Here is a 20,153-nt window from a genome sequence, read left to right as displayed (position 1 = left end):
CGTCAGCGCGCTGCGGCGGCAAGAGATTCCCGCGCGGCGGCCGCAACCGCGTCCGCGGTGAATCCGAACTCACGGAAGAGGACCTTGGCGTCCGCGGAAGCGCCGAAGTGCTCCAGCGAGACAATCCGGCCGGCCTCGCCGACGTACCGGTGCCAGGTCAGGGCAATGCCCGCCTCAACGGCGACGCGGGCCTTGACGGACGGCGGCAGCACGCTGTCGCGGTACGCCTGGTCCTGCTCCTCGAACCACTCGATCGAGGGCATCGACACCACACGCGCCGGAACGCCGGCGGCCTGGAGCTGCTCGCGCGCCTCGACGGCGAGCTGCACCTCCGAGCCGGTGCCGATCAGCACGACCTGCGGCTGGCCGCCCTCGGCCTCGAGCATGACGTAACCGCCGCGCGCGGCGTCCTCGTTGACGTCGTACGTCGGAACGCCCTGGCGGGTCAGCGCGAGACCGTGCGGCGCGTCGTTGCGCCGGAGGATCTCGCGCCAGGCGATCGCCGTCTCGTTGGCGTCGGCCGGGCGGACCATGTTCAGGCCGGGGATGGCGCGCAGCGCGGCCATGTGCTCGACCGGCTGGTGCGTCGGGCCGTCCTCGCCGAGGCCGACGGAGTCGTGCGTCCACACGTACGTCACCGGCAGCTTCATCAGCGCGGCGAGGCGGACGGCGGGGCGCATGTAGTCGGAGAACACCAGGAAGGTGCCGCCGTAGATGCGGGTGTTGCCGTGCAGCGCGATGCCGTTCATCGTCGAGCCCATGGCGTGCTCGCGGATGCCGAAGTGGACCGTACGGCCGTACGGGTTCGCCTCGGGCAGCGGGTTGCCGACGGGCAGGAACGACGACGTCTTGTCGATCGTCGTGTTGTTCGAGCCGGCGAGGTCGGCGGAGCCGCCCCACAGCTCGGGGACGACCGCGCCGAGCGCCTGCAGCACCTTGCCGGACGCTGCACGGGTCGCCACGGCGTGGCCGGGCTCGAAGACCGGAACGGCCTTCTCCCAGCCCTCGGGCAGCTCGCCCGCGGCGATGCGGTCGAAGGTGGCGGCGCGCTCGGCGTTGTTGTTGCACCACTCCTGGAACTGCTTGTCCCAGGCGGCGTGCGCCTCACGGCCGCGGTCGGCCGCTTCGCGCACGTGGGCGAAGACGTCGTCGTCGACCTGGAAGTGCTGCTCGGGGTCGAAGCCGAGCACACGCTTGGTGGCCGCGATCTCGTCCTCGCCCAGCGCCGAGCCGTGCGAGGCCTCGGTGCCCTGCGCGTTGGGGGCGGGCCAGGCGATGATCGTGCGCGCCGCGATGATCGACGGGCGCTCGGTCTCCTCCTGCGCCGCCTTCAGCGCCGCGTACAGCGCCTTGACGTCGAAGTCGCCGTTGGCGTCCTGCTCGATGCGCTGGACGTGCCAGCCGTACGCCTCGTACCGCTTCAGCACGTCCTCGGAGAAGGCGGTCTCGGTGTCGCCCTCGATCGAGATGTGGTTGTCGTCGTACAGAGCGACGATGCTGCCGAGCTTCTGGTGGCCCGCGAGCGAGGACGCCTCGGCCGAGATGCCCTCCTCCAGGTCGCCGTCGGAGACGATGGCCCAGATGGTGTGGTCGAACGGGGACGCGCCCTCGGCGGCCTCCGGGTCGAACAGACCGCGCTCGTAGCGTGCGGCCATCGCCATGCCCACGGCGTTGGCGATGCCCTGGCCCAGCGGACCGGTCGTGGTCTCCACGCCGACCGTGTGCCCGTACTCGGGGTGGCCGGGCGTCAGGCTGCCCCAGGTGCGGAACGCCTTGAGGTCGTCGAGCTCCAGGCCGTACCCGGCCATGTAGAGCTGGATGTAGAGCGTGAGGCTGGAGTGACCGGGGGAGAGCACGAATCGATCGCGGCCCGTCCAGTTCGCATCACTCGGGTCGTGCCGCATCAACTTCTGGAAAAGAACATATGCGGCCGGTGCGAGGCTCATGGCCGTACCAGGGTGGCCGTTGCCGACCTTCTGTACGGAATCCATGGCCAGGACGCGGACGGTATCGACAGCCCGCTGGTCCAGATCGGTCCACTCGAGATCTGTGCTCGTCGGCTTGGTGCTCACCCTGAGTCAGGGCTCCTCTCCACATGTCGAATCCCGGTGACTGGTAGCCGCACCGGGCGTTGTCGAGCCTACCCCCGCGAGAACACGCATCATTTCGAGTTCACGTCGTGGACAAAAACGGACACAGGCCAGGGTGCGGGCGGCTGCGGGGGTTCGCCTCCTGACGTTCACCTTCCTCATTACGGACCCGGTCCGGGCCCTGCTCAACACGACCCACCCCGGCGGAGATCGGCCTATGGGCAACGTCTACAGTGGCGTGGTACGCGCAAGTCTTTACCGGGCCTTCACGTCCGGTAGCTTGCTGGAATTTCTCTGTCAGGGGTGTGCGTGACGGCCGTCGAGTCCCGACCCGCAGGGGTCGCCTTGACTCCCAGCCCGGCGGGCCATCGGCCATTCGGAGCCCGGGTCAAGGCGTTCGTGGCACTGACCAAGCCTCGGATCATCGAACTGCTGCTGATCACCACCGTTCCGGTGATGTTCCTGGCGGAGCAGGGTGTGCCCGATCTGTGGCTGGTCCTGGCGACCTGCCTCGGCGGTTACCTCTCCGCGGGCGGCGCGAACGCGCTCAACATGTACATCGACCGCGACATCGACGCCCTGATGGACCGCACGTCGCAGCGCCCGCTGGTCACCGGCATGGTGAGCCCGCGCGAGTGCCTGGTCTTCGGCATCAGCCTCGCGGTGATCTCCACACTCTGGTTCGGACTGCTCATCAACTGGCTGTCCGCCGCACTGTCGCTGGGCGCGCTGCTCTTCTACGTCGTCGTCTACACGATGATCCTCAAGCGGCGCACCGCGCAGAACATCGTCTGGGGCGGCATCGCCGGCTGCCTGCCGGTCCTCATCGGCTGGTCCGCGGTCACCAACTCGATGTCCTGGGCCGCCGTCATTCTCTTCCTCGTCATCTTCTTCTGGACGCCGCCGCACTACTGGCCGCTGTCGATGAAGGTGAAGGAGGACTACGCGCGCGTCGGCGTGCCGATGCTTCCCGTCATCGCCTCCAACCTGGTGGTGGCCCGCCAGATCGTCGCCTACAGCTGGGTGATGGTCGCCGTCTCCCTGCTGCTGACTCCGCTCGGCTACACCGGCTGGTTCTACACGGTGGTCGCGGTCGTCTCCGGCGGATGGTGGCTCAAGGAGGCGCACGGGCTGCAGTCCCGCGCCAAGGCCGGAGTCACCGGCGCCAAGCTCAAGGAGATGCGGCTGTTCCACTGGTCCATCACCTACGTCTCGCTGCTCTTCGTAGCGGTCGCGGTGGACCCCTTCCTGCGCTAGGGCGTGTCCGGCGGATCAGGTCTGGGCCGCGGGGCCTGGCACGCACATCTGCGGCGTTGTCGTCGGTCGGCGACTCCCCCAAGTTCTCGACTGCGCTCGAACAGGGGGACCCCCATCGCGTCGCCTCCCTCCTCCGCCTTGCAGCTGCACGCACCAGGCCCCGCTCACCAGCACCGAGAACGAGCCGCACCCTGAAGTCGGCCTGATCCGCCGGACACGCCCTAGACGGCGCTGGATCATGGCCCTGAATCAGGCGCTGGACCACTGGCCTACCCGTCGGTAGCATCCTGTTCATGGCAGACACGAAGCAGGCAGAGCGCAAGGTGGCGAAGCTCGCCAAGGAGATCGGCGCCTTCGCCAAGCGGCACGGCGGTGCGGAAGGCCAGCTCGCGTACATAGGGCAGATGGGCACCCGCATCGTGCTCGTCGGTGACGACGGCGAGTGGGGCGACCTGGTGGCCCCCAGCCACGCCGTCGCGCAGAGCGCGGCCGAGAAGGCCGGAATCACGCTCCACGAGTCCTTCGACGGCGACTTCGCGGCCAAGGTGCGCACCGGCCCGTACGAGTGGAGCCGCATGGCCGGCATCCAGATCGGTGGCCCCTCCAACAATCGGCCGTAAGGCCGTCGGGCCACCGTTGAGCAACACCTGACGCGGGGGTCACCCGTTAGAGCCTGTGGAAGCACATCCACCACAGGAGCCCCGGATGATCGATACGCCCTCTCTGGTGGACCAGTACTGCCATGGAGTTCTCCGTACGGAGCTCGGCCTCGGCACCTTCGAGACCTACCTGGGCAGGACCCCCGCGCCCCCCGCCCCGGGCACCACCTTCTTCGACACCCAGACCGGCTTCGCCGTACGCCGCTGGTGCCCGCCGCTCCTTGGCCTCGAACCGCACTGCCCGCCCGCGCGCTACCTCGCGCGCCGCAGGGAACTTGGCGTGCTGGAGTCGGGCAGGCGACTGCTGAGGGGCACTGGTATTTCCACCTATCTGGTGGACACCGGACTGCCGGGCGACCTCACAGGGCCCGGAGAGATCGCCGCCGCGGGCGACGCGCAGGCCAGGGAGATCGTGCGCCTGGAGCTGCTGGCCGAGCAGGTCGCCGACACCTCCGGCACCGTCGAGGGCCTCCTCGCCAACCTCGCCGAAGCCGTGCACGGCGCAGCCGCTTCCGCCGTCGCCTTCACCTCGGTCGCGGGCGTACGCCACGGACTCGCACTGGCGCCGGACCCGCCCGGACCCGGCGAGGTGCGCGGGGCGGCGGGGCGTTGGCTGGCGGGACGCGGAGTCGGCGGCCGTCTCACCGATCCCGTACTGCTGAGGCACCTGCTGTGGATCGCCGTCGCCTCCGGGCTCCCGCTGCAACTGCACGCGGGCACCGCGGGACCCGGCCTGCGCATCGACCGTACGGATCCGATGCTGCTCACCGACTTCGCCGCGGCCACGGCGGGCCTCGGCACCGATCTGGTGCTGCTGCACGGCTATCCGTACCACCGCCACGCCGCGCACCTGGCGAGCGTCTTCCCGCATGTGTACGCCGACCTGGGCCCCGCACTCGCCCACACCGGCGCGCGGGCCGCCGCCGTGCTCGCGGAGATCCTGGAGCTCGCGCCCTTCGGCAAGCTGCTCTTCTCCAGCGGCGCGCGCGGGCTGCCCGAGCTGCACGTGGTGGGCGCGCGGCTGTTCCGTGAGGCGCTGAGCAGCGTCCTCGGCGGCTGGGTCGGCGACGGCGCGTGGTCGCGGGTCGACGCGGAACGGGTGGCGGGGATGATCGCGGCGGGCAATGCCCGCCGCGTCTACGGCCTGCCGGACCGGTCGTCAGACGGTGGCGGAAACCGATGAACCGGACTGGGCGGGCAGCGTGCCCGCCGCTTCGAGCGGGCGCTCGCGCAGGCTGAGCGCCAGCCGCAGGATCGCGATCCACATGAGGGAGGAGCCGAGCATGTGGACGCCGACCAGGATCTCGGGCACCTCGGTGAAGAACTGGACGTAACCGATGCCGCCCTGCGCGAGCAGGACGATCAGCAGGTCGCGGGCGCGGGCCCGGGTGTCGTCGGGGGCGTCCACCACGCGCAGAACCAGCCACATGGCGATGGCCAGCGCGCAGACGACCCAGGCGGCGACGGCGTGCAGGTGGGCGGCGTCGACCCAGTCCCACGGCATGCGCGGTACGTCGCTGCTGTCACCGGCGTGCTTGCCCGAACCGGTCACCGTCGTACCGAGCGCGATGAGCACTCCCGCGGTCACGACGAGCACCCAGGACAGCTTGCGGACGGGACGCGGAACGCGCGGCCGGGGCGCGGTGTCGCCCTCACGCGTGCGTTGCCAGGTGATCACGGCGACCGTCAGCAGGGCATTGGCGAGGAGGAAGTGCCCCGCCACCGTCCAGGGGTTGAGGCCCGCCCAGACCGTGATGCCGCCGATGACGGCGTTGCCCATGACGACCCAGAACTGAATCCACCCGAGGCGGGTGAGGCTGCGCCGCCACGGCTTGGTGGACCTGGCCGCGACGATCGCCCAGCCGACCGCGGCCGACAGGACGTACGTCAGCATCCGGTTGCCGAACTCGATGGCCCCGTTGATGCCCTGTTCGGGCGTCGCGAAGAGGCTGTCGTCGGTGCACTTGGGCCAGGTGTCGCAGCCGAGGCCGGAGCTGGTCAGCCGGACCGCACCGCCGGTGACGATGATGACGACGGTCATCACGACGGCGGCGAGGGCGGCGCGCTGGAGCGTACGGGGGGTGGGCGTCCAGCGCTGCGCGATGAAAGCGAGGGGGGTCAACACGGCAACCATCGTAGGGCGGGGCTTGTGCAGGAATTCACGAGGGGGGGGCGGAGTGGGCGTTTTCCTATTCCCAGCGGAAGAAACGGGCGGCCGTGCCGAGCCCCAGTACCGCCCACGCCGCAAGGATCCCGAGGTTGCCCCACGGGATTCCCGCGCCGTGCTGGAGTACGTCGCGCAGACCGTCCGACAGGACCGAGATCGGCAGCAGACCGAGCACCGCCTGCACGGCGTCAGGGAACTTGTCGAGCGGGACGATCACGCCGCCGCCCACCAGCAGCAGCAGGAACACAAGGTTGGCCGCGGCCAGCGTCGCCTCCGCCTTGAGCGTGCCGGCCATCAGCAGGCCGAGGCCGGAGAAAGCGGCCGTACCGAGGACGAGCAGCAGGAGTACGGAGAACGGGCTGCCGTGCGGGGACCAGCCGAGGCCGAAGGCGATCGCCGTCAGCAGCGCGACCTGGAGGACCTCGGTGACCAGCACCGACAGGGTCTTCGCGGTCATCAGGGCCCAGCGGGGCAGCGGAGACGAGCCGAGCAGCTTGAGTACGCCGTAGCGGCGCTCGAAGCCGGTCGCGATGGCCTGTCCGGTGAAGGCGGTGGACATGACGGCCAGGGCGAGGATGCCGGGGGCCAGGAAGTCGACGGCCTTGCCCGCGCCTGTGTCGACGATGTCGACGGCCGAGAACAGCACCAGCAGCAGCGCCGGGATGATCACCGTCAGGAGCAGCTGCTCGCCGTTGCGCAGCAGCATCTTCGTTTCGAAGGCCGTCTGCGCCGCGATCATCCGCGGCAGCGGCGCCGCACCGGGCCGAGGGGTGTAAGTACCGACGCTCATGAACGGAGATCCTTACCGGTCATTTCCAGGAACACGTCCTCCAGAGTGTGCCGCTCGACCGCGATGCCGTCCGGCATCACGCCGTGCTGCGCGCACCAGGAGGTGACGGTGGCCAGCAGCTGCGGGTCGATCTTGCCGGTGATCCGGTACGTCCCCGGCGTCAGCTCGGCGGCCAGGCTGTCCGCGGGCAGTGCCTTGAGGAGGGACGCGACGTCGAGCCCTGGGCGTCCGGTGAAGCGCAGGGTGTTCTCGGCGCCGCCCCGGCACAGTTCGGCGGGGCTGCCCTGGGCGATGACCCGGCCCGCGTCGATGATCGCGACGTCGTCGGCGAGCTGCTCGGCCTCGTCCATGAAGTGGGTGGTGAGGACGACGGTGACGCCGTCCGTACGGAGCTCGCGTACGAGATCCCAGGTGGACCGGCGGGCCTGCGGGTCGAGGCCCGCGGTCGGCTCGTCGAGGAAGACCAGTTCGGGGCGGCCGACGACGGCCATCGCCAGCGCGAGCCGCTGCTGCTGGCCGCCGGACAGCCGCCGGTACGTCGTACGGCCGCAGCTGCCGAGACCCAGCCGCTCGATCAGCGCATCGACGTCCAGCGGATCTGCGTGCAGTTTGGCCTTGTGGCGCAGCATCTCGTCGGCCCTGGCCCCCGAGTACACGCCGCCGGACTGGAGCATCACCCCGATCCGGGGGCGCAGCTCAGCCGCGTCGGCGACCGGGTCGAGGCCGAGGACGCGCGCGGTGCCGGCGTCCGGTTTGCGGTAGCCCTCGCAGGTCTCGATCGTGGTGGTCTTGCCGGCTCCGTTGGGACCGAGGACGGCGGTGACAGTGCCCGCGCGGACCTCCAGGTCGAGGCCGTCGACCGCGGTCTTTGTTCCGTACCGCTTGACCAGTCCTATGACCTGGACGACGGGGTCACGGGGGGTCCGGGGGGTGTCCCCCTGGAAGGCACTGCGCATGATGGGAAGTCTAGGCAGGCGGGTGAGGGCGCCGCGGCGAGGGTCCCGGCCATAGTCGGCCACCATGGCCGGATTGATCATTTCCGCAGGTCAACTTAGGTGCACCTAAGTGATGCAGCCCACCGGCGCTTGATCAGGACGCGGGTTGTCACGCTCTGAGGAATTACGCAACAATGGCGTTGTGAAATACGTCGGCTGGGCCCCGCAGGAGGAACTCGCGACCGGTGAGCGATCCACGCGCAACCGGATCGCGCGCTCCGTCCTGGACCACGGCCCGTCCACCGCCGCCGATCTCGCGAAGCGCCTCGGCCTCACCCAGGCCGCGGTCCGCCGCCACCTCGACTCACTGGTCGCGGAGAACGTCGTGGAGCCCCGTGAACAGCGGGTCTACGGCCAGCGCACGCGCGGCAGGCCCGCCAAGGTGTTCGCACTCACCGACTGCGGCCGGGACGCCTTCGACCAGTCGTACGACAAGCTCGCGGTCGACGCGCTGCACTGGATCTCCCAGGCGGCCGGCGGCGGCGAGAAGGGCGAAGCGGCAGTCGCCGCCTTCGCCCGGGCGCGTATGACCGTCCAGGCAGAGGCATACCGCAAGGCGGTCGATGCAGTCGCTCCCGAAGAGCGGACCGAGGCTCTTGCGAAGGCCTTGTCGGTCGACGGGTACGCTGCTACGGCGCGAAACGCACCGGTCGGCGAGCAGCTCTGCCAGCACCACTGCCCGGTCGCCCACGCGGCCGAGCAATTCCCGCAACTGTGCGAGGCGGAGACCGAGGTCTTCTCCAGCCTGCTCGGAACGCATGTGCAGCGTCTGGCCACCATCGCCCACGGCGACGGTGTGTGTACGACGTTCATTCCGCGCAGCACCGCACAGACCACTCCATCAGCATCTGCAAGTACGCCCGGGAGGAACCCCGCATGACTCTCCCCACGGAGACTGCCCACCCCGAACTCGAGGGTCTGGGTACGTACGAATTCGGCTGGGCCGACTCCGACGCGGCAGGCGCTGAGGCCAAGCGCGGCCTCTCCGAGGCTGTCGTCCGCGACATCTCGGCGAAGAAGAGCGAGCCGGAGTGGATGCTGAAGCTGCGGCTCAAGGGCCTCAAGCTGTTCGGCAAGAAGCCCATGCCGAACTGGGGCGCCGACCTGTCGGGCATCGACTTCGACAACATCAAGTACTTCGTGCGCTCCACGGAGAAGCAGGCGGAGTCCTGGGAGGACCTGCCCGAGGACATCAAGAACACGTACGACAAGCTCGGCATCCCCGAGGCGGAGAAGCAGCGCCTCGTCGCCGGTGTCGCGGCCCAGTACGAGTCCGAGGTCGTCTACCACCAGATCCGTGAGGACCTGGAGGAGCAGGGCGTCATCTTCCTCGACACCGACACCGCGCTGAAGCAGCACCCGGAGCTCTTCCAGGAGTACTTCGGCACGGTCATCCCGGTCGGCGACAACAAGTTCGCCTCGCTGAACTCGGCCGTGTGGTCCGGTGGCTCGTTCATCTACGTGCCCAAGGGCGTCCACGTCGACATCCCGCTCCAGGCCTACTTCCGTATCAACACGGAGAACATGGGCCAGTTCGAGCGGACGCTGATCATCGTCGACGAGGACGCGTACGTCCACTACGTCGAGGGCTGCACCGCCCCGATCTACTCGTCGGACTCGCTGCACAGCGCCGTCGTCGAGATCATCGTCAAGAAGGGCGGCCGCTGCCGCTACACGACCATCCAGAACTGGTCGAACAACGTCTACAACCTGGTCACCAAGCGCGCCGTGGCGTACGAGGGCGCGACCATGGAGTGGGTCGACGGCAACATCGGCTCCAAGGTGACGATGAAGTACCCGGCCGTCTACCTGATGGGCGAGCACGCCAAGGGCGAGACCCTGTCGATCGCCTTCGCGGGCGAGGGCCAGCACCAGGACGCCGGCTCCAAGATGGTGCACATGGCGCCGAACACCTCCTCCAACATCGTCTCCAAGTCGGTGGCGCGAGGTGGCGGCCGTACGTCCTACCGCGGTCTCGTCGAGATCGGCGAGGGTGCCGCGGGCTCGAAGTCCAACGTGCTCTGTGACGCGCTGCTGGTCGACACGATCTCCCGCTCCGACACGTACCCGTACGTCGACGTCCGCGAGGACGACGTGTCCATGGGCCACGAGGCGACGGTCTCCAAGGTTTCCGACGACCAGCTCTTCTACCTGATGAGCCGGGGCATGACGGAGTTCGAGGCGATGGCGATGATCGTCCGCGGCTTCGTCGAGCCGATCGCCAAGGAGCTGCCCATGGAGTACGCGCTTGAGCTCAACCGGCTGATCGAGCTGCAGATGGAGGGTTCGGTCGGCTGACGCCACCGTCCCCCCGCAGCGACTGATTCCTGACCCAGAGAGAGAGCACTACGACAGCCATGGCTGAGGCTCAGAACATTCCGGTGGGCTCCACGACTGCCGGGTCCATCGCGGTGGCCGCCGAGTCCACCGTCGCCACGCGCATGAGCGCCCCGCCGTCCTTCGACGTGGCGGACTTCCCGGTGCCGCACGGCCGCGAGGAGGAGTGGCGCTTCACGCCGCTCGAGCGCCTGCGCGGGCTGCACGACGGCACCGCCGAGGCCGGCGGCGTACTCACCGTCGAGGTGTCCGCCCCCGAGGGCGTCACCGTCGAGACGGTGGACCGCGGCGACGCGCGGCTCGGCAAGGCCGGCACCCCGGCGGACCGGGTCGCCGCTCAGGCGTACAGCTCCTTCGAGAAGGCCTCGGTCGTCTCGGTGCCCAAGGAGGCTGTGCTGAGCGAGCCGATCCGGATCGCCGTGCACGGCGAGGGTGGCACCGCCTACGGCCACCAGGTCGTCGAGCTGGGCGCCTTCGCCGAGGCTGTCGTCGTCATCGATCACACCGGTGACGCCGTGCTTGCCGCCAATGTCGACTTCATCGTCGGCGACGGCGCGAAGCTGACCGTCGTGTCCGTCCAGGACTGGGACGAAAAGGCCGTCCACGTCGCGCAGCACAACGCGCTGATCGGCCGCGACGCCTCGTTCAAGTCGGTCGTGGTGACCTTCGGCGGCGATGTCGTACGCCTCCACCCGCGCGTGCAGTACGCGGGCACCGGTGGCGAGGTCGAGCTCTTCGGCCTGTACTTCACCGATGCCGGCCAGCACCAGGAGCACCGCCTGCTGGTCGACCACAACACCCCGCACTGCAAGTCCAATGTCGCCTACAAGGGCGCGCTCCAGGGCGAGGGCGCCCACGCTGTGTGGATCGGTGACGTCCTCATCGAGGCCACCGCCGAGGGCACCGACACGTACGAGCTGAACCGCAACCTCGTCCTCACGGACGGTGCGCGCGTCGACTCCGTGCCGAACCTGGAGATCGAGACCGGCGAGATCGTCGGCGCCGGCCACGCCTCGGCGACCGGCCGCTTCGACGACGAGCAGCTCTTCTACCTCATGGCCCGCGGCATCCCGGCCGGAGAGGCCCGCCGCCTCGTCGTCCGCGGCTTCTTCGCCGAGCTGGTGCAGAAGATCGGTCTGCCGGACGTGGAGGAGCGCCTCCTCGACAAGATCGACGCGGAGCTGGAGGCATCCGTCTGATGGCCTTCGCCCGAGCCTGTGCGCTGAGCGAGCTGGAGGAGGACACCCCGAAGAGGGTGGAACTCGACGGCACGCCGGTATCCGTCGTCCTCACCGAGGGCGAGGTGTTCGCGATCAACGACATCTGCTCGCACGCGAACGTCTCCCTCTCGGAGGGCGAAGTCGAGGACTGCATGATCGAGTGCTGGCTGCACGGCTCGAGCTTCGACCTCCGCACCGGCAAGCCGTCCGGCCTTCCCGCGACGCGCCCCGTCCCCGTATACCCCGTCAAGATCGAAGGGGACGATGTGCTCGTCTCCGTCACACAGGAGTCCTGAGACACCCATGGCTACGCTTGAAATCCGCGACCTGCACGTTTCCGTCGAGGCCGACAACGCCACGAAGGAGATCCTCAAGGGCGTCGACCTGACCGTGAAGCAGGGCGAGACCCACGCCATCATGGGCCCCAACGGCTCCGGCAAGTCCACCCTCGCGTACTCGATCGCGGGTCACCCCAAGTACACGATCACCAGCGGCACCGTCACCCTCGATGGTGAGGACGTCCTGGAGATGACCGTCGACGAGCGCGCCCGCGCCGGCATGTTCCTGGCCATGCAGTACCCGGTCGAGGTCCCCGGCGTCTCGGTCTCCAACTTCCTGCGTACGTCGGCGACGGCGATGCGCGGCGAGGCCCCCAAGCTGCGTACCTGGGTGAAGGAGGTCAAGACGGCCATGGAGACCCTCCAGATGGACCCGGCCTTCGCCGAGCGCAACGTCAACGAGGGCTTCTCCGGCGGTGAGAAGAAGCGCCACGAGATCCTCCAGCTGGAGCTCCTCAAGCCGAAGATCGCGATCCTCGACGAGACCGACTCCGGCCTCGACGTCGACGCGCTTCGCCAGGTCTCCGAGGGCGTCAACCGCGTCCACGCGAGCGGCGAGGTCGGCACGCTGCTGATCACGCACTACACGCGCATCCTGCGCTACATCAAGCCGGACTTCGTCCACGTCTTCGCCAACGGCAGGATCGTGGCGTCCGGTGGCCCTGAGCTGGCCGACGAGCTCGAGGCCGAGGGCTACGAGAAGTACACGAAGGGTGGCGTAACCGCGTGACACAGCTGCCGGGCCTTCTCGACACCGAGGCGATCCGCAAGGACTTCCCCATCCTGGATCGTGTGGTCCACGACGGGAAGAAGATCGTTTACCTGGACAACGCGGCGACTTCACAGAAGCCGCGCCAGGTCCTCGACGCGCTGAACGCGTACTACGAGCAGAGCAACGCCAACGTCCACCGTGGCGTCCATGTGCTCGCCGAGGAGGCCACGGCGCTGTACGAGGGCGCCCGCGACAAGGTCGCCGCCTTCATCAACGCGCCGAGCCGCGACGAGGTCATCTTCACGAAGAACGCCTCCGAGTCGCTCAACCTCGTCGCCAACATGCTGGGCTGGGCCGACGAGCCCTACCGCGTGGACAGCGACACCGAGATCGTCATCACGGAGATGGAGCACCACTCCAACATCGTGCCGTGGCAGCTGCTCTCGCAGCGCACGGGCGCGAAGCTGAAGTGGTTCGGCATCACCGACGACGGCCGCCTCGACCTGTCCAACATTGACGAGATCATCACCGAGAAGACGAAGATCGTCTCCTTCACGCTGGTCTCCAACATCATGGGCACGGTCAACCCGGTCGAGGCGATCATCCGCCGTGCGCAGGAGGTCGGCGCGCTGGTCTGCATCGACGCCTCGCAGGCCGCGCCGCACATGCCCCTCGACGTACAGGCGCTGCAGGCCGACTTCGTGGCCTTCACCGGCCACAAGATGGTCGGCCCGACCGGCATCGGTGTGCTGTGGGGACGCCAGGAGCTCCTTGAGGACCTCCCGCCGTTCCTCGGCGGCGGCGAGATGATCGAGACCGTTTCGATGAGCTCGTCGACGTACGCGCCCGCTCCGCACAAGTTCGAGGCCGGTACGCCCCCGATCGCCCAGGCCGTCGGCCTCGGCGCGGCCGTGGACTACCTCACCTCGATCGGCATGGAGAACATCGCCGCGCACGAGCACGCGATCACCGAGTACGCGGTGAAGCGCCTGCTGGAGGTACCCGGTCTGCGGATCATCGGCCCGACGACGGCCGAGGAGCGCGGGGCGACGATCTCGTTCACACTGGGTGACATCCACCCCCACGACGTGGGCCAGGTCCTCGACGAGCTGGGCATCGCGGTCCGCGTCGGACACCACTGCGCGCGGCCTGTCTGCCTGCGGTACGGAATTCCTGCGACCACGCGAGCGTCGTTCTATCTGTACTCCACGCCGGCCGAGGTCGATGCCCTGGTCGACGGCCTGGAGCACGTCCGGAACTTCTTCGGCTGAGGACTGGGATCGTGAAGCTGGATTCGATGTACCAGGAAGTCATCCTGGACCACTACAAGCACCCCCACGGGCGCGGGCTCCGGGACGGCGATGCCGAGGTGCACCACGTCAACCCGACATGTGGCGACGAGATCACGCTTCGCGTGAAGTACGACGGCGACACGATCGCCGATGTCTCGTACGAGGGCCAGGGCTGTTCCATCAGCCAGGCCAGTGCCTCCGTGCTGAATGATCTGCTGGTCGGCAAAGAGCTGGCCGAGGCGCAGAAGATCCAGGCCACGTTCCTGGAGCTGATGCAGTCCAAGGGCAAGATCGAGCCGGACGACGCGATGGAAGAGGTGCTGGAGGACGCGGTCGCGTTCGCCGGTGTCTCGAAGTATCCGGCGCGTGTGAAGTGTGCTCTGCTGAGCTGGATGGCATGGAAGGACGCGACGGCCCAGGCACTGGGCGAGAGCGCCGAGAGGAAGACCGCATGACTGACAACGCTGCGACACCCACCGAGAGTCTCAAGACCAAGCCGGCCTCCGAGGAAGAGGTCCGCGAGGCCCTCTACGACGTGGTCGACCCCGAGCTGGGCATCGACGTCGTGAACCTCGGCCTGATCTACGGCGTCCACATCGACGACTCGAACGTCGCCACGCTCGACATGACGCTGACGTCCGCGGCCTGCCCGCTGACCGATGTCATCGAGGACCAGGCGAAGTCGGCGACCGAGGGGATCGTCAGCGAGCTGAAGATCAACTGGGTCTGGATGCCGCCGTGGGGCCCGGACAAGATCACGGATGACGGCCGCGAGCAGCTCCGCGCGCTCGGCTTCAACGTCTGAGACGAGCCGACCGACCAGCCAGACTTCCGAGAGGCCCCCGGCACTGCCGGGGGCCTCTCGGCGTATCGGTACGGTCCGAGTACGGTCCGCTCAGTACCGGTCCGCCGCCGCCTCGGCGAGCACCGGGGCCAGGTTCTCCTTGCGGATGCGCTGGTCGACGTACAGCAGGCCGGTCACCAGCTGGGGGAAAGTGGTGGCCACGATCTGGCTGATGATGCTGCCCAGCAGGATGAACACCAGGTACGAGCCCATCGCGACGAGCGCCTCGCCCACGCCGGGCTCGGGGCCCGCCTCGGCCATGCCCGGCATGCTCGTCAGCGCGCCGATCATGGTGAGCGGGAGCTGGATGATGTAGCCCGCGACCATGGCCATGATCGAGGCCAGCACGGTGATGCCGAAGATCCGCCACCAGGCGCCCTGTACCAGCTGCGACGAGCGGCGCAGCGCCGCGACCGGCCCCTGCGACTCGAAGACCACGGCGGCCGGCGCCAGGCTGAACCGCACCCAGAGCCAGACGGCCAGCGGGACGAACGCGAGGAACGCCACGAAGCCCAGGGCCGCCCAGGCGCCACTGGTGTCCTGCGACAGGAACGACACGATCAGCACGACGTAACTCACCATGAACAGGCCCATGGTGACCATGGCGACCAGCCAGGGCAGCAGCATCGCGCCGATGACGGCGGGCACCCGCGGCCAGGCACGGCGCCACACCGCGCCGATGGTCGTACGGCGGCCGAGCACCGCGTCCTGGAGCACCGCGGGGCAGGCGGCCATGATGGTGGCGGTGGCGACCACCATCGACAGCATGGCGACGATCCACACCGCGCCGAAGGAGATCAGCAGAGTCCACAACTCGTCCCACGGCGGGTCCTCGTCGTTGGTGCTGTCGAAGACCGTCTGCAGGGTGTCGTGGGTGGCGGAGAGGGCGACGGCGACGGCGCCGACCACCACGAGCAGCGCTCCGCCGTACATCAGCACGGCTATGCCGAACAGCTGCTTCCAGTAGCGGCCCATGGTGGTGAACGTGCCGCCCAGGATGTCGCCCAGGCCGAGCGGACCGAGGGGTATCACTCCCGGCTTGGGCGGCGGGGGCGGAGGCGGCATCCATCCGCCGCCCCAGCCGGGCGGCGGGGGTCCTGCGTACGGTCCGCCGCTGTGGGGGCCGTTCCATCCCGAATCGTGCGCCACTGTCACTCCGTTACGTTTCATGCCCTGACCAGGCGCTACACCGTAACGGGTGGGCGCCTGGGGCGGAATGGCGGTGCGGTGCGTTCCCCGCTTATGTGTACGGGCGTACACAACGGCGTGTACCTTCGTGCGCATGCCATACGTACTGCTGGCCGCGGCCATCGCGGCGGAGGTGGCCGGGACCACGGCCATGAAGTACAGCTACGGATTCAGCAAGCTCTGGCCCTCGATCGGCACAGTCGTCGGCTATCTGCTGGCCTTCAGCCTCCTCGCGCAGACCCTCAAGTCCATGTCGGTCGGCACCGCCTACGCGATCTGGGCGGGCGTCGGCACAGCAGCGGTCGCCGCCATCGGCATGTTCTTCCTCGGCGAGTCGACGAACGCCGTCAAGCTGACGGGCATCGCGCTCGTCATCGTCGGGGTCGTGCTGCTCAATCTCGGGGGCGCGCACTGATGGCCCGCCGTTACGACCCCGAACGGCGCCGGCGCATCATCGACGCCGCGATCCGCGTGGTGGGCAGCAAGGGCATAGCGGGCCTCAGCCACCGGTCCGCCGCGGCCGAGGCCGATGTGCCGCTCGGTTCGACGACGTATCACTTCAAGACCCTCGACGAGCTGTTGGTCGCCGCCCTGCGCCAGGCGAGCGAAGGCTTCGCGAAGCTCGTCAGCGAGCGCGGCGCCCTCCAGGATCCCGAGGCCGACGTCGCGGAGGAGCTCGCCGCACTGATGGGGGAGTGGATCTCCGGGGACCGTACCGGCGTCGAGCTGGAGTACGAGCTCTACCTCGCCGCACTGCGCCGGCCCGCGCTGCGCCCCGTCGCCGCCGAGTGGTGCGCGGGAGTGGCCGACCACCTGGCCCGGCGCACCGATCCGGTCACCGCGCGGGCGCTGGTCGCTCTGATGGACGGGATCTGCCTCCAGGTGCTGCTGACCGGCGCCGAGTACGACGCGGCGTACGCCCGGGAGATGCTCAACCGGATCCTCGCCGGCCGTTCTTGACACCGGATTCGACGTCAGCTTTGACGCCGGCTCTGACACTGGCCAGCGCCGCCTCGACGCTCGCCCCGATGTCCGTGATCGGGTAGAGGACTTCGCGGATCGTACGGTCCTGGCCCACCACCAGCGTCAGCCGCTTCAGCCTGCTGATCCCCGCCACCCGGAACGTCGGCAGCCGCAGCGCCGCCGTCAGCGTCAGGTCCGCGTCCGACAGCAGCGGGAAACGCAGCCGCTCCTTGTCGGCGAACGCCCGCTGCTCGTCCGGGCGTTGGGCCGATACGCCGTGCACGGTCGCGCCCGCCGCCGTGAACTCGGCCAGCTGGTCGCGGTACGTGCACGATTCGAGGGTGCAGCCGGGGGCGCCCGGGATTCCGGCCCAGCCGGGCGGATAGGCGTCCGGGCGGGCGTACGCGCCGGGGAAGCAGTAGAGGACGGTGTACGGAGTATCCGCCGCGACCGGGTCCCTGGACTCCCCGTCGAAATCCGGCAGCTGAAGCTCCGGCAGGTGCGTGCCGCGCAGGGCGTGCACGCGCTCCGCCTCCTGCGAAGCCTCCGCGGTCGTCGCCATCGTCTCGCCTTCTCCCAGCAGCCAGGTGTCGCCCCAGTCCTGGAGCGCGATCAGTACGGGCAGCAGTGCGCGACCGCGCCGCGTGAGCCGGTACTCGTACCGGACCGGGCGGTCCTGGTACGGCTCCCGGGACAGCACATCCGCGTCCACGAGCAGCCGCAGCCGCTCGGCGAGGACCTTGCGGGACATGCCCGACTCCGCCTGGAGCGCGTCGAAGCGGTGCACTCCGCGCGCCGCGTCGCGCACGATCAGCAGGGTCCACCAGTCGCCGACGACATCGAGCGCCTGCGCGATGGCGCAGTCGGCGTCCGCGTCGGTGAGGCGGGTGCGCTGTGGCATGGGCCGCTGCTCCTTCCTTGAACCCCGTTGACCTGTGATGATGATGCTGCCATAGTCCGTTCCCAAAAGGAACTGACTCGCGGGGTGGGGATATTGGGGACATTGAAAGACGTACCGAAAGCCGTCTGGATGCTTGCCTTCGGCATCTTCTTCAACAGCGTCGTCGCCTGCACCTTCATCTATCTCTTCGTCTACCTGACGAGCGAGCGGGGCCTGTCCGTCCCGCAGGCCGGTCTCCTCAGCGGCATCGGCGGCGTAGGCATTGTCGCGGGCAACTTCACCGGCGGCTGGTTCGGCGACCGCTACGGCCACCGCCGCACCCTGCTGTGCGCCGCCGTCCTCGCCGGGGCCGGACTCGTCGTCCTCCCTCTCCTCCCGATCGCCGCCCTGTACGTCGTCCTGCCGCTCTGCGACTACGCCCAGGGCGCCGTCCGCGCCTCGAACTCCGCCCTCATCGCCGTCTCCGTCACCGACGGCTCCCGCCGCCAGGGCTTCGCCGTGATGCGCGTCGCCGGCAACGCGGGCTTCACCGTGGGCGCACCGCTCGGGGCGCTGGTCGCAGCCCACTTCTCGTACACCGTCGTCTTCGTCGCGGACGGCATCGGAACCCTGCTCTTCGCCCTGTACGCCGCCCGGGTCCTGCCCGCCCGGGGCGCCGCCCGGGCCGCCAGGGGCCGGCACGCGCCCGCGCAGAAGAGCATCTGGCGGGAGCTGCGCGCCCGGCCCGCCGTCCTCGTACTCCTCGTTTCGATCTTCTTCGCCGACATCGTCTACCGGCAGCTTTTCTCCACGGTCCCCGTCTACCTCGGCGACCACGGCATCGACACCCGTGTCTACGGCTGGCTGCTCGCCCTCAGTGGCGGCGTCATCCTCTGTCTGGAGCTCCCCGCCGCCGTCGCCCTGCGCAAGCGCGCCCCGCTCGCCATCGTCGGCACCGGCCTGATCCTGGTCGGCCTCGGCTACGGCCTGCTGCGGTTCGGCGCCACCATCGCGCTCGCCACCGCGATGATGCTGCTGCTCACCGCGGGCGAGATCCTCTACAAGACCCCGGCCACCGCCTACGTCGCCGACCAGGCGCCCGAGCACGCCCAGGGCCGCTTCCAGAGCCTGTACGCCGGTGTCTCCGTCAGCGGCGTCATCCTGGCCCCGCCGCTCGGCGGCGCGCTGTACGCCGCCGCGCCCGCGCTGCTGTGGCCGCTGAGCGCGGCGCTCGCGGTGGCCGCCGGACTGGCCGTACTGGCGGCGGGCCGGATGCGTACGCCGGGAGAGTCTGCGGGGCAGTCGGCGGGCGAGTGCCGGGACGGGCGCCCGCCAGCCGAGACCGGTTCGCCCACGCGGGCCAGTGCCGGTTAGGTTCGTGTCATGACCGATACGACTGCTACTCGCACCACCGGCGCCGTCGCCGCCGGACTCGCCACTCTCGCCGCCGACGGCACCGTCCTCGACACCTGGTTCCCCGCCCCCGAGCTCGTCGCAGAGCCCGGCCCCGCCGGCACCGAGCGCCTCACCGCCGAGCGCGCCGCCGAGCTGCTCGGCGCGACCGCGCCGAAGGCCCTCGGCCCCGACGCCCGCCGCGGTGTCGAGGTCGTAGCCGTCCGTACGGTCATCGCCTCGCTCGACGACAAGCCGCTGGACGCCCACGACGCGTACCTGCGCCTCCACCTGCTGAGCCACCGCCTGGTCCGGCCGCACGGCCAGAACCTGGACGGCGTCTTCGGTCTCCTCTCCAACGTTGCCTGGACCTCGCTCGGCCCGGTCGCCGTGGACCAGGTCGAGACGGTGCGCCTGAACGCCCGCGCCGAGGGCCTGAACCTCCAGGTCACCTCGATCGACAAGTTCCCGCGGATGACGGACTACGTGGCCCCGGAGGGCGTCCGTATCGCCGACGCGGACCGGGTCCGCCTCGGCGCGCACCTCGCGTCCGGCACCACCGTCATGCACGAGGGCTTCGTCAACTTCAACGCAGGCACCCTCGGCACCTCCATGATCGAGGGCCGTATCTCCGCCGGTGTCGTCATCGGTGACGGCTCCGACATCGGCGGCGGCGCCTCCACCATGGGCACGCTCTCCGGCGGCGGGAAGCAGATCATCTCGATCGGCGAGCGCTGCCTGGTCGGCGCCGAGGCGGGCGTCGGCATCGCGCTCGGCGACGAGTGCATCGTCGAGGCGGGCCTGTACGTGACCGCGGGCACCCGCGTCACGATGCCCGACGGCCAGATCGTCAAGGCGCTGGAGCTGTCCGGCGCGAGCAACATCCTCTTCCGCCGCAACTCGGTCACCGGCGCCGTGGAGGCCCGCCCGAACAACGCGGTGTGGGGCGGGCTCAACGACGTACTGCACAGCCACAACTGATCAGCCTGCGCGCGCCTGATCAGCCTGCGCGCTGGAGCGCCCTTCCAC

At 69.3% G+C, this 20,153-nt stretch carries 21 protein-coding genes; 15 read left to right on the top strand and 6 right to left on the bottom strand.

The features are described from left to right. Positions 1-2: 2 nt before the first annotated feature. Complete coding sequence (gene tkt, locus J7I98_RS00740) at positions 3-2,072, bottom strand: transketolase (RefSeq protein ID WP_214914426.1); 2,070 nt, start codon at positions 2,070-2,072, stop codon at positions 3-5. Positions 2,073-2,393: 321 nt separating this feature from the next. Between tkt and J7I98_RS00735 the strand changes: the two genes are divergently transcribed. The 3 genes from J7I98_RS00735 to J7I98_RS00725 all read left to right on the top strand — a co-directional run bounded on the left by J7I98_RS00735 (position 2,394) and on the right by J7I98_RS00725 (position 5,189). After that, positions 2,394-3,347 (top strand): heme o synthase, encoded by a 954-nt coding sequence (locus J7I98_RS00735; RefSeq protein WP_214914424.1) that lies wholly within the window; start codon positions 2,394-2,396, stop codon positions 3,345-3,347. 293 nt (positions 3,348-3,640) lie between these two features. Then, the gene (locus tag J7I98_RS00730; RefSeq protein ID WP_214914421.1) at positions 3,641-3,967 is read left to right on the top strand and encodes a hypothetical protein; all 327 of its coding nucleotides are present in this window, start codon (positions 3,641-3,643) and stop codon (positions 3,965-3,967) included. 85 nt (positions 3,968-4,052) lie between these two features. Then, the gene (locus J7I98_RS00725; protein WP_214914418.1) at positions 4,053-5,189 is read left to right on the top strand and encodes an amidohydrolase family protein; all 1,137 of its coding nucleotides are present in this window, start codon (positions 4,053-4,055) and stop codon (positions 5,187-5,189) included. Here J7I98_RS00725 and J7I98_RS00720 read toward each other — a convergent pair. The 3 genes from J7I98_RS00720 to J7I98_RS00710 are packed head-to-tail and all read right to left on the bottom strand — an operon-like array spanning position 5,166 to position 7,919. Then, positions 5,166-6,140, bottom strand: a complete 975-nt coding sequence (locus J7I98_RS00720) for a heme A synthase (RefSeq protein WP_214914415.1) — start codon at positions 6,138-6,140, stop codon at positions 5,166-5,168. The two genes, J7I98_RS00725 and J7I98_RS00720, sit on opposite strands and share 24 nt — an antisense overlap. Positions 6,141-6,195: 55 nt before the next feature. Then, positions 6,196-6,963: an ABC transporter permease gene (locus J7I98_RS00715; protein WP_214914413.1), complete on the bottom strand. Its 768-nt coding sequence runs from the start codon at positions 6,961-6,963 to the stop codon at positions 6,196-6,198. After that, positions 6,960-7,919, bottom strand: a complete 960-nt coding sequence (locus J7I98_RS00710) for an ABC transporter ATP-binding protein (protein WP_214914410.1) — start codon at positions 7,917-7,919, stop codon at positions 6,960-6,962. Before J7I98_RS00710 ends, J7I98_RS00715 begins: the two co-directional genes overlap by 4 nt. A 181-nt stretch (positions 7,920-8,100) precedes the next feature. Here J7I98_RS00710 and J7I98_RS00705 point away from each other — a divergent pair, with 181 nt between their 5' ends. Genes J7I98_RS00705 through J7I98_RS00670 form a run of 8 tightly spaced genes read left to right on the top strand, consistent with a single transcriptional unit; the run spans position 8,101 to position 14,662 of the window. Further along, positions 8,101-8,838, top strand: coding sequence for a metalloregulator ArsR/SmtB family transcription factor (locus tag J7I98_RS00705; protein ID WP_214914407.1), 738 nt, complete (start codon positions 8,101-8,103; stop codon positions 8,836-8,838). Further along, on the top strand, positions 8,835-10,256 hold the full coding sequence (sufB, locus tag J7I98_RS00700) for a Fe-S cluster assembly protein SufB (protein ID WP_214914404.1): 1,422 nt from the start codon (positions 8,835-8,837) through the stop codon (positions 10,254-10,256). The genes J7I98_RS00705 and sufB overlap by 4 nt, the downstream gene beginning before the upstream one ends. A 59-nt stretch (positions 10,257-10,315) precedes the next feature. Continuing rightward, a complete protein-coding gene (gene sufD, locus J7I98_RS00695; RefSeq protein ID WP_214914401.1) occupies positions 10,316-11,494 on the top strand; it encodes a Fe-S cluster assembly protein SufD in 1,179 nt (392 codons plus the stop codon). Further along, a complete protein-coding gene (locus J7I98_RS00690; protein ID WP_214914398.1) occupies positions 11,494-11,811 on the top strand; it encodes a non-heme iron oxygenase ferredoxin subunit in 318 nt (105 codons plus the stop codon). The genes sufD and J7I98_RS00690 overlap by 1 nt, the downstream gene beginning before the upstream one ends. 7 nt (positions 11,812-11,818) lie before the next feature. Then, positions 11,819-12,583, top strand: coding sequence for a Fe-S cluster assembly ATPase SufC (gene sufC / locus J7I98_RS00685; RefSeq protein WP_214914396.1), 765 nt, complete (start codon positions 11,819-11,821; stop codon positions 12,581-12,583). Next, positions 12,580-13,836: a cysteine desulfurase gene (locus tag J7I98_RS00680; RefSeq protein WP_214914394.1), complete on the top strand. Its 1,257-nt coding sequence runs from the start codon at positions 12,580-12,582 to the stop codon at positions 13,834-13,836. The genes sufC and J7I98_RS00680 overlap by 4 nt, the downstream gene beginning before the upstream one ends. Before the next feature lie 11 nt (positions 13,837-13,847). Then, positions 13,848-14,312, top strand: a complete 465-nt coding sequence (gene sufU / locus J7I98_RS00675; protein ID WP_214914392.1) for a Fe-S cluster assembly sulfur transfer protein SufU — start codon at positions 13,848-13,850, stop codon at positions 14,310-14,312. Continuing rightward, positions 14,309-14,662 carry a metal-sulfur cluster assembly factor gene (locus tag J7I98_RS00670; protein ID WP_214914390.1) on the top strand — a complete coding sequence of 118 codons (354 nt, stop codon included), beginning with the start codon at positions 14,309-14,311 and terminating at the stop codon, positions 14,660-14,662. The genes sufU and J7I98_RS00670 overlap by 4 nt, the downstream gene beginning before the upstream one ends. 90 nt (positions 14,663-14,752) lie before the next feature. Here the strand turns inward: J7I98_RS00670 and J7I98_RS00665 are convergent, their stop codons facing one another. Further along, a complete protein-coding gene (locus tag J7I98_RS00665) occupies positions 14,753-15,871 on the bottom strand; it encodes a hypothetical protein (RefSeq protein ID WP_251019919.1) in 1,119 nt (372 codons plus the stop codon). 112 nt (positions 15,872-15,983) lie between these two features. On the opposite strand from J7I98_RS00665, the gene J7I98_RS00660 reads away from it, so the two are divergent. Both J7I98_RS00660 and J7I98_RS00655 read left to right on the top strand, forming a co-directional pair. Beyond that, positions 15,984-16,304, top strand: coding sequence for a multidrug efflux SMR transporter (locus J7I98_RS00660; RefSeq protein ID WP_214914388.1), 321 nt, complete (start codon positions 15,984-15,986; stop codon positions 16,302-16,304). Then, entirely contained in the window at positions 16,304-16,849 is a 546-nt protein-coding gene (locus J7I98_RS00655) for a TetR/AcrR family transcriptional regulator (protein ID WP_214914386.1), read from the top strand. The genes J7I98_RS00660 and J7I98_RS00655 overlap by 1 nt, the downstream gene beginning before the upstream one ends. Here J7I98_RS00655 and J7I98_RS00650 read toward each other — a convergent pair. Then, positions 16,821-17,753 (bottom strand): winged helix-turn-helix transcriptional regulator, encoded by a 933-nt coding sequence (locus J7I98_RS00650; RefSeq protein WP_214914384.1) that lies wholly within the window; start codon positions 17,751-17,753, stop codon positions 16,821-16,823. The two genes, J7I98_RS00655 and J7I98_RS00650, sit on opposite strands and share 29 nt — an antisense overlap. Positions 17,754-17,846: 93 nt before the next feature. Between J7I98_RS00650 and J7I98_RS00645 the strand changes: the two genes are divergently transcribed. Further along, positions 17,847-19,106, top strand: coding sequence for an MFS transporter (locus J7I98_RS00645; protein WP_214914382.1), 1,260 nt, complete (start codon positions 17,847-17,849; stop codon positions 19,104-19,106). 9 nt (positions 19,107-19,115) lie between these two features. Further along, positions 19,116-20,105 (top strand): 2,3,4,5-tetrahydropyridine-2,6-dicarboxylate N-succinyltransferase, encoded by a 990-nt coding sequence (gene dapD, locus J7I98_RS00640; protein ID WP_214914379.1) that lies wholly within the window; start codon positions 19,116-19,118, stop codon positions 20,103-20,105. The last annotated feature ends 48 nt before the right edge of the window (positions 20,106-20,153 follow it).

The sequence above is a fragment of the Streptomyces sp. ISL-98 genome (assembly GCF_018614055.1).
In the GTDB taxonomy this organism is placed as follows: domain Bacteria; phylum Actinomycetota; class Actinomycetes; order Streptomycetales; family Streptomycetaceae; genus Streptomyces; species Streptomyces spiramyceticus.
This window is presented reverse-complemented; position numbering and strand designations above follow the sequence as displayed.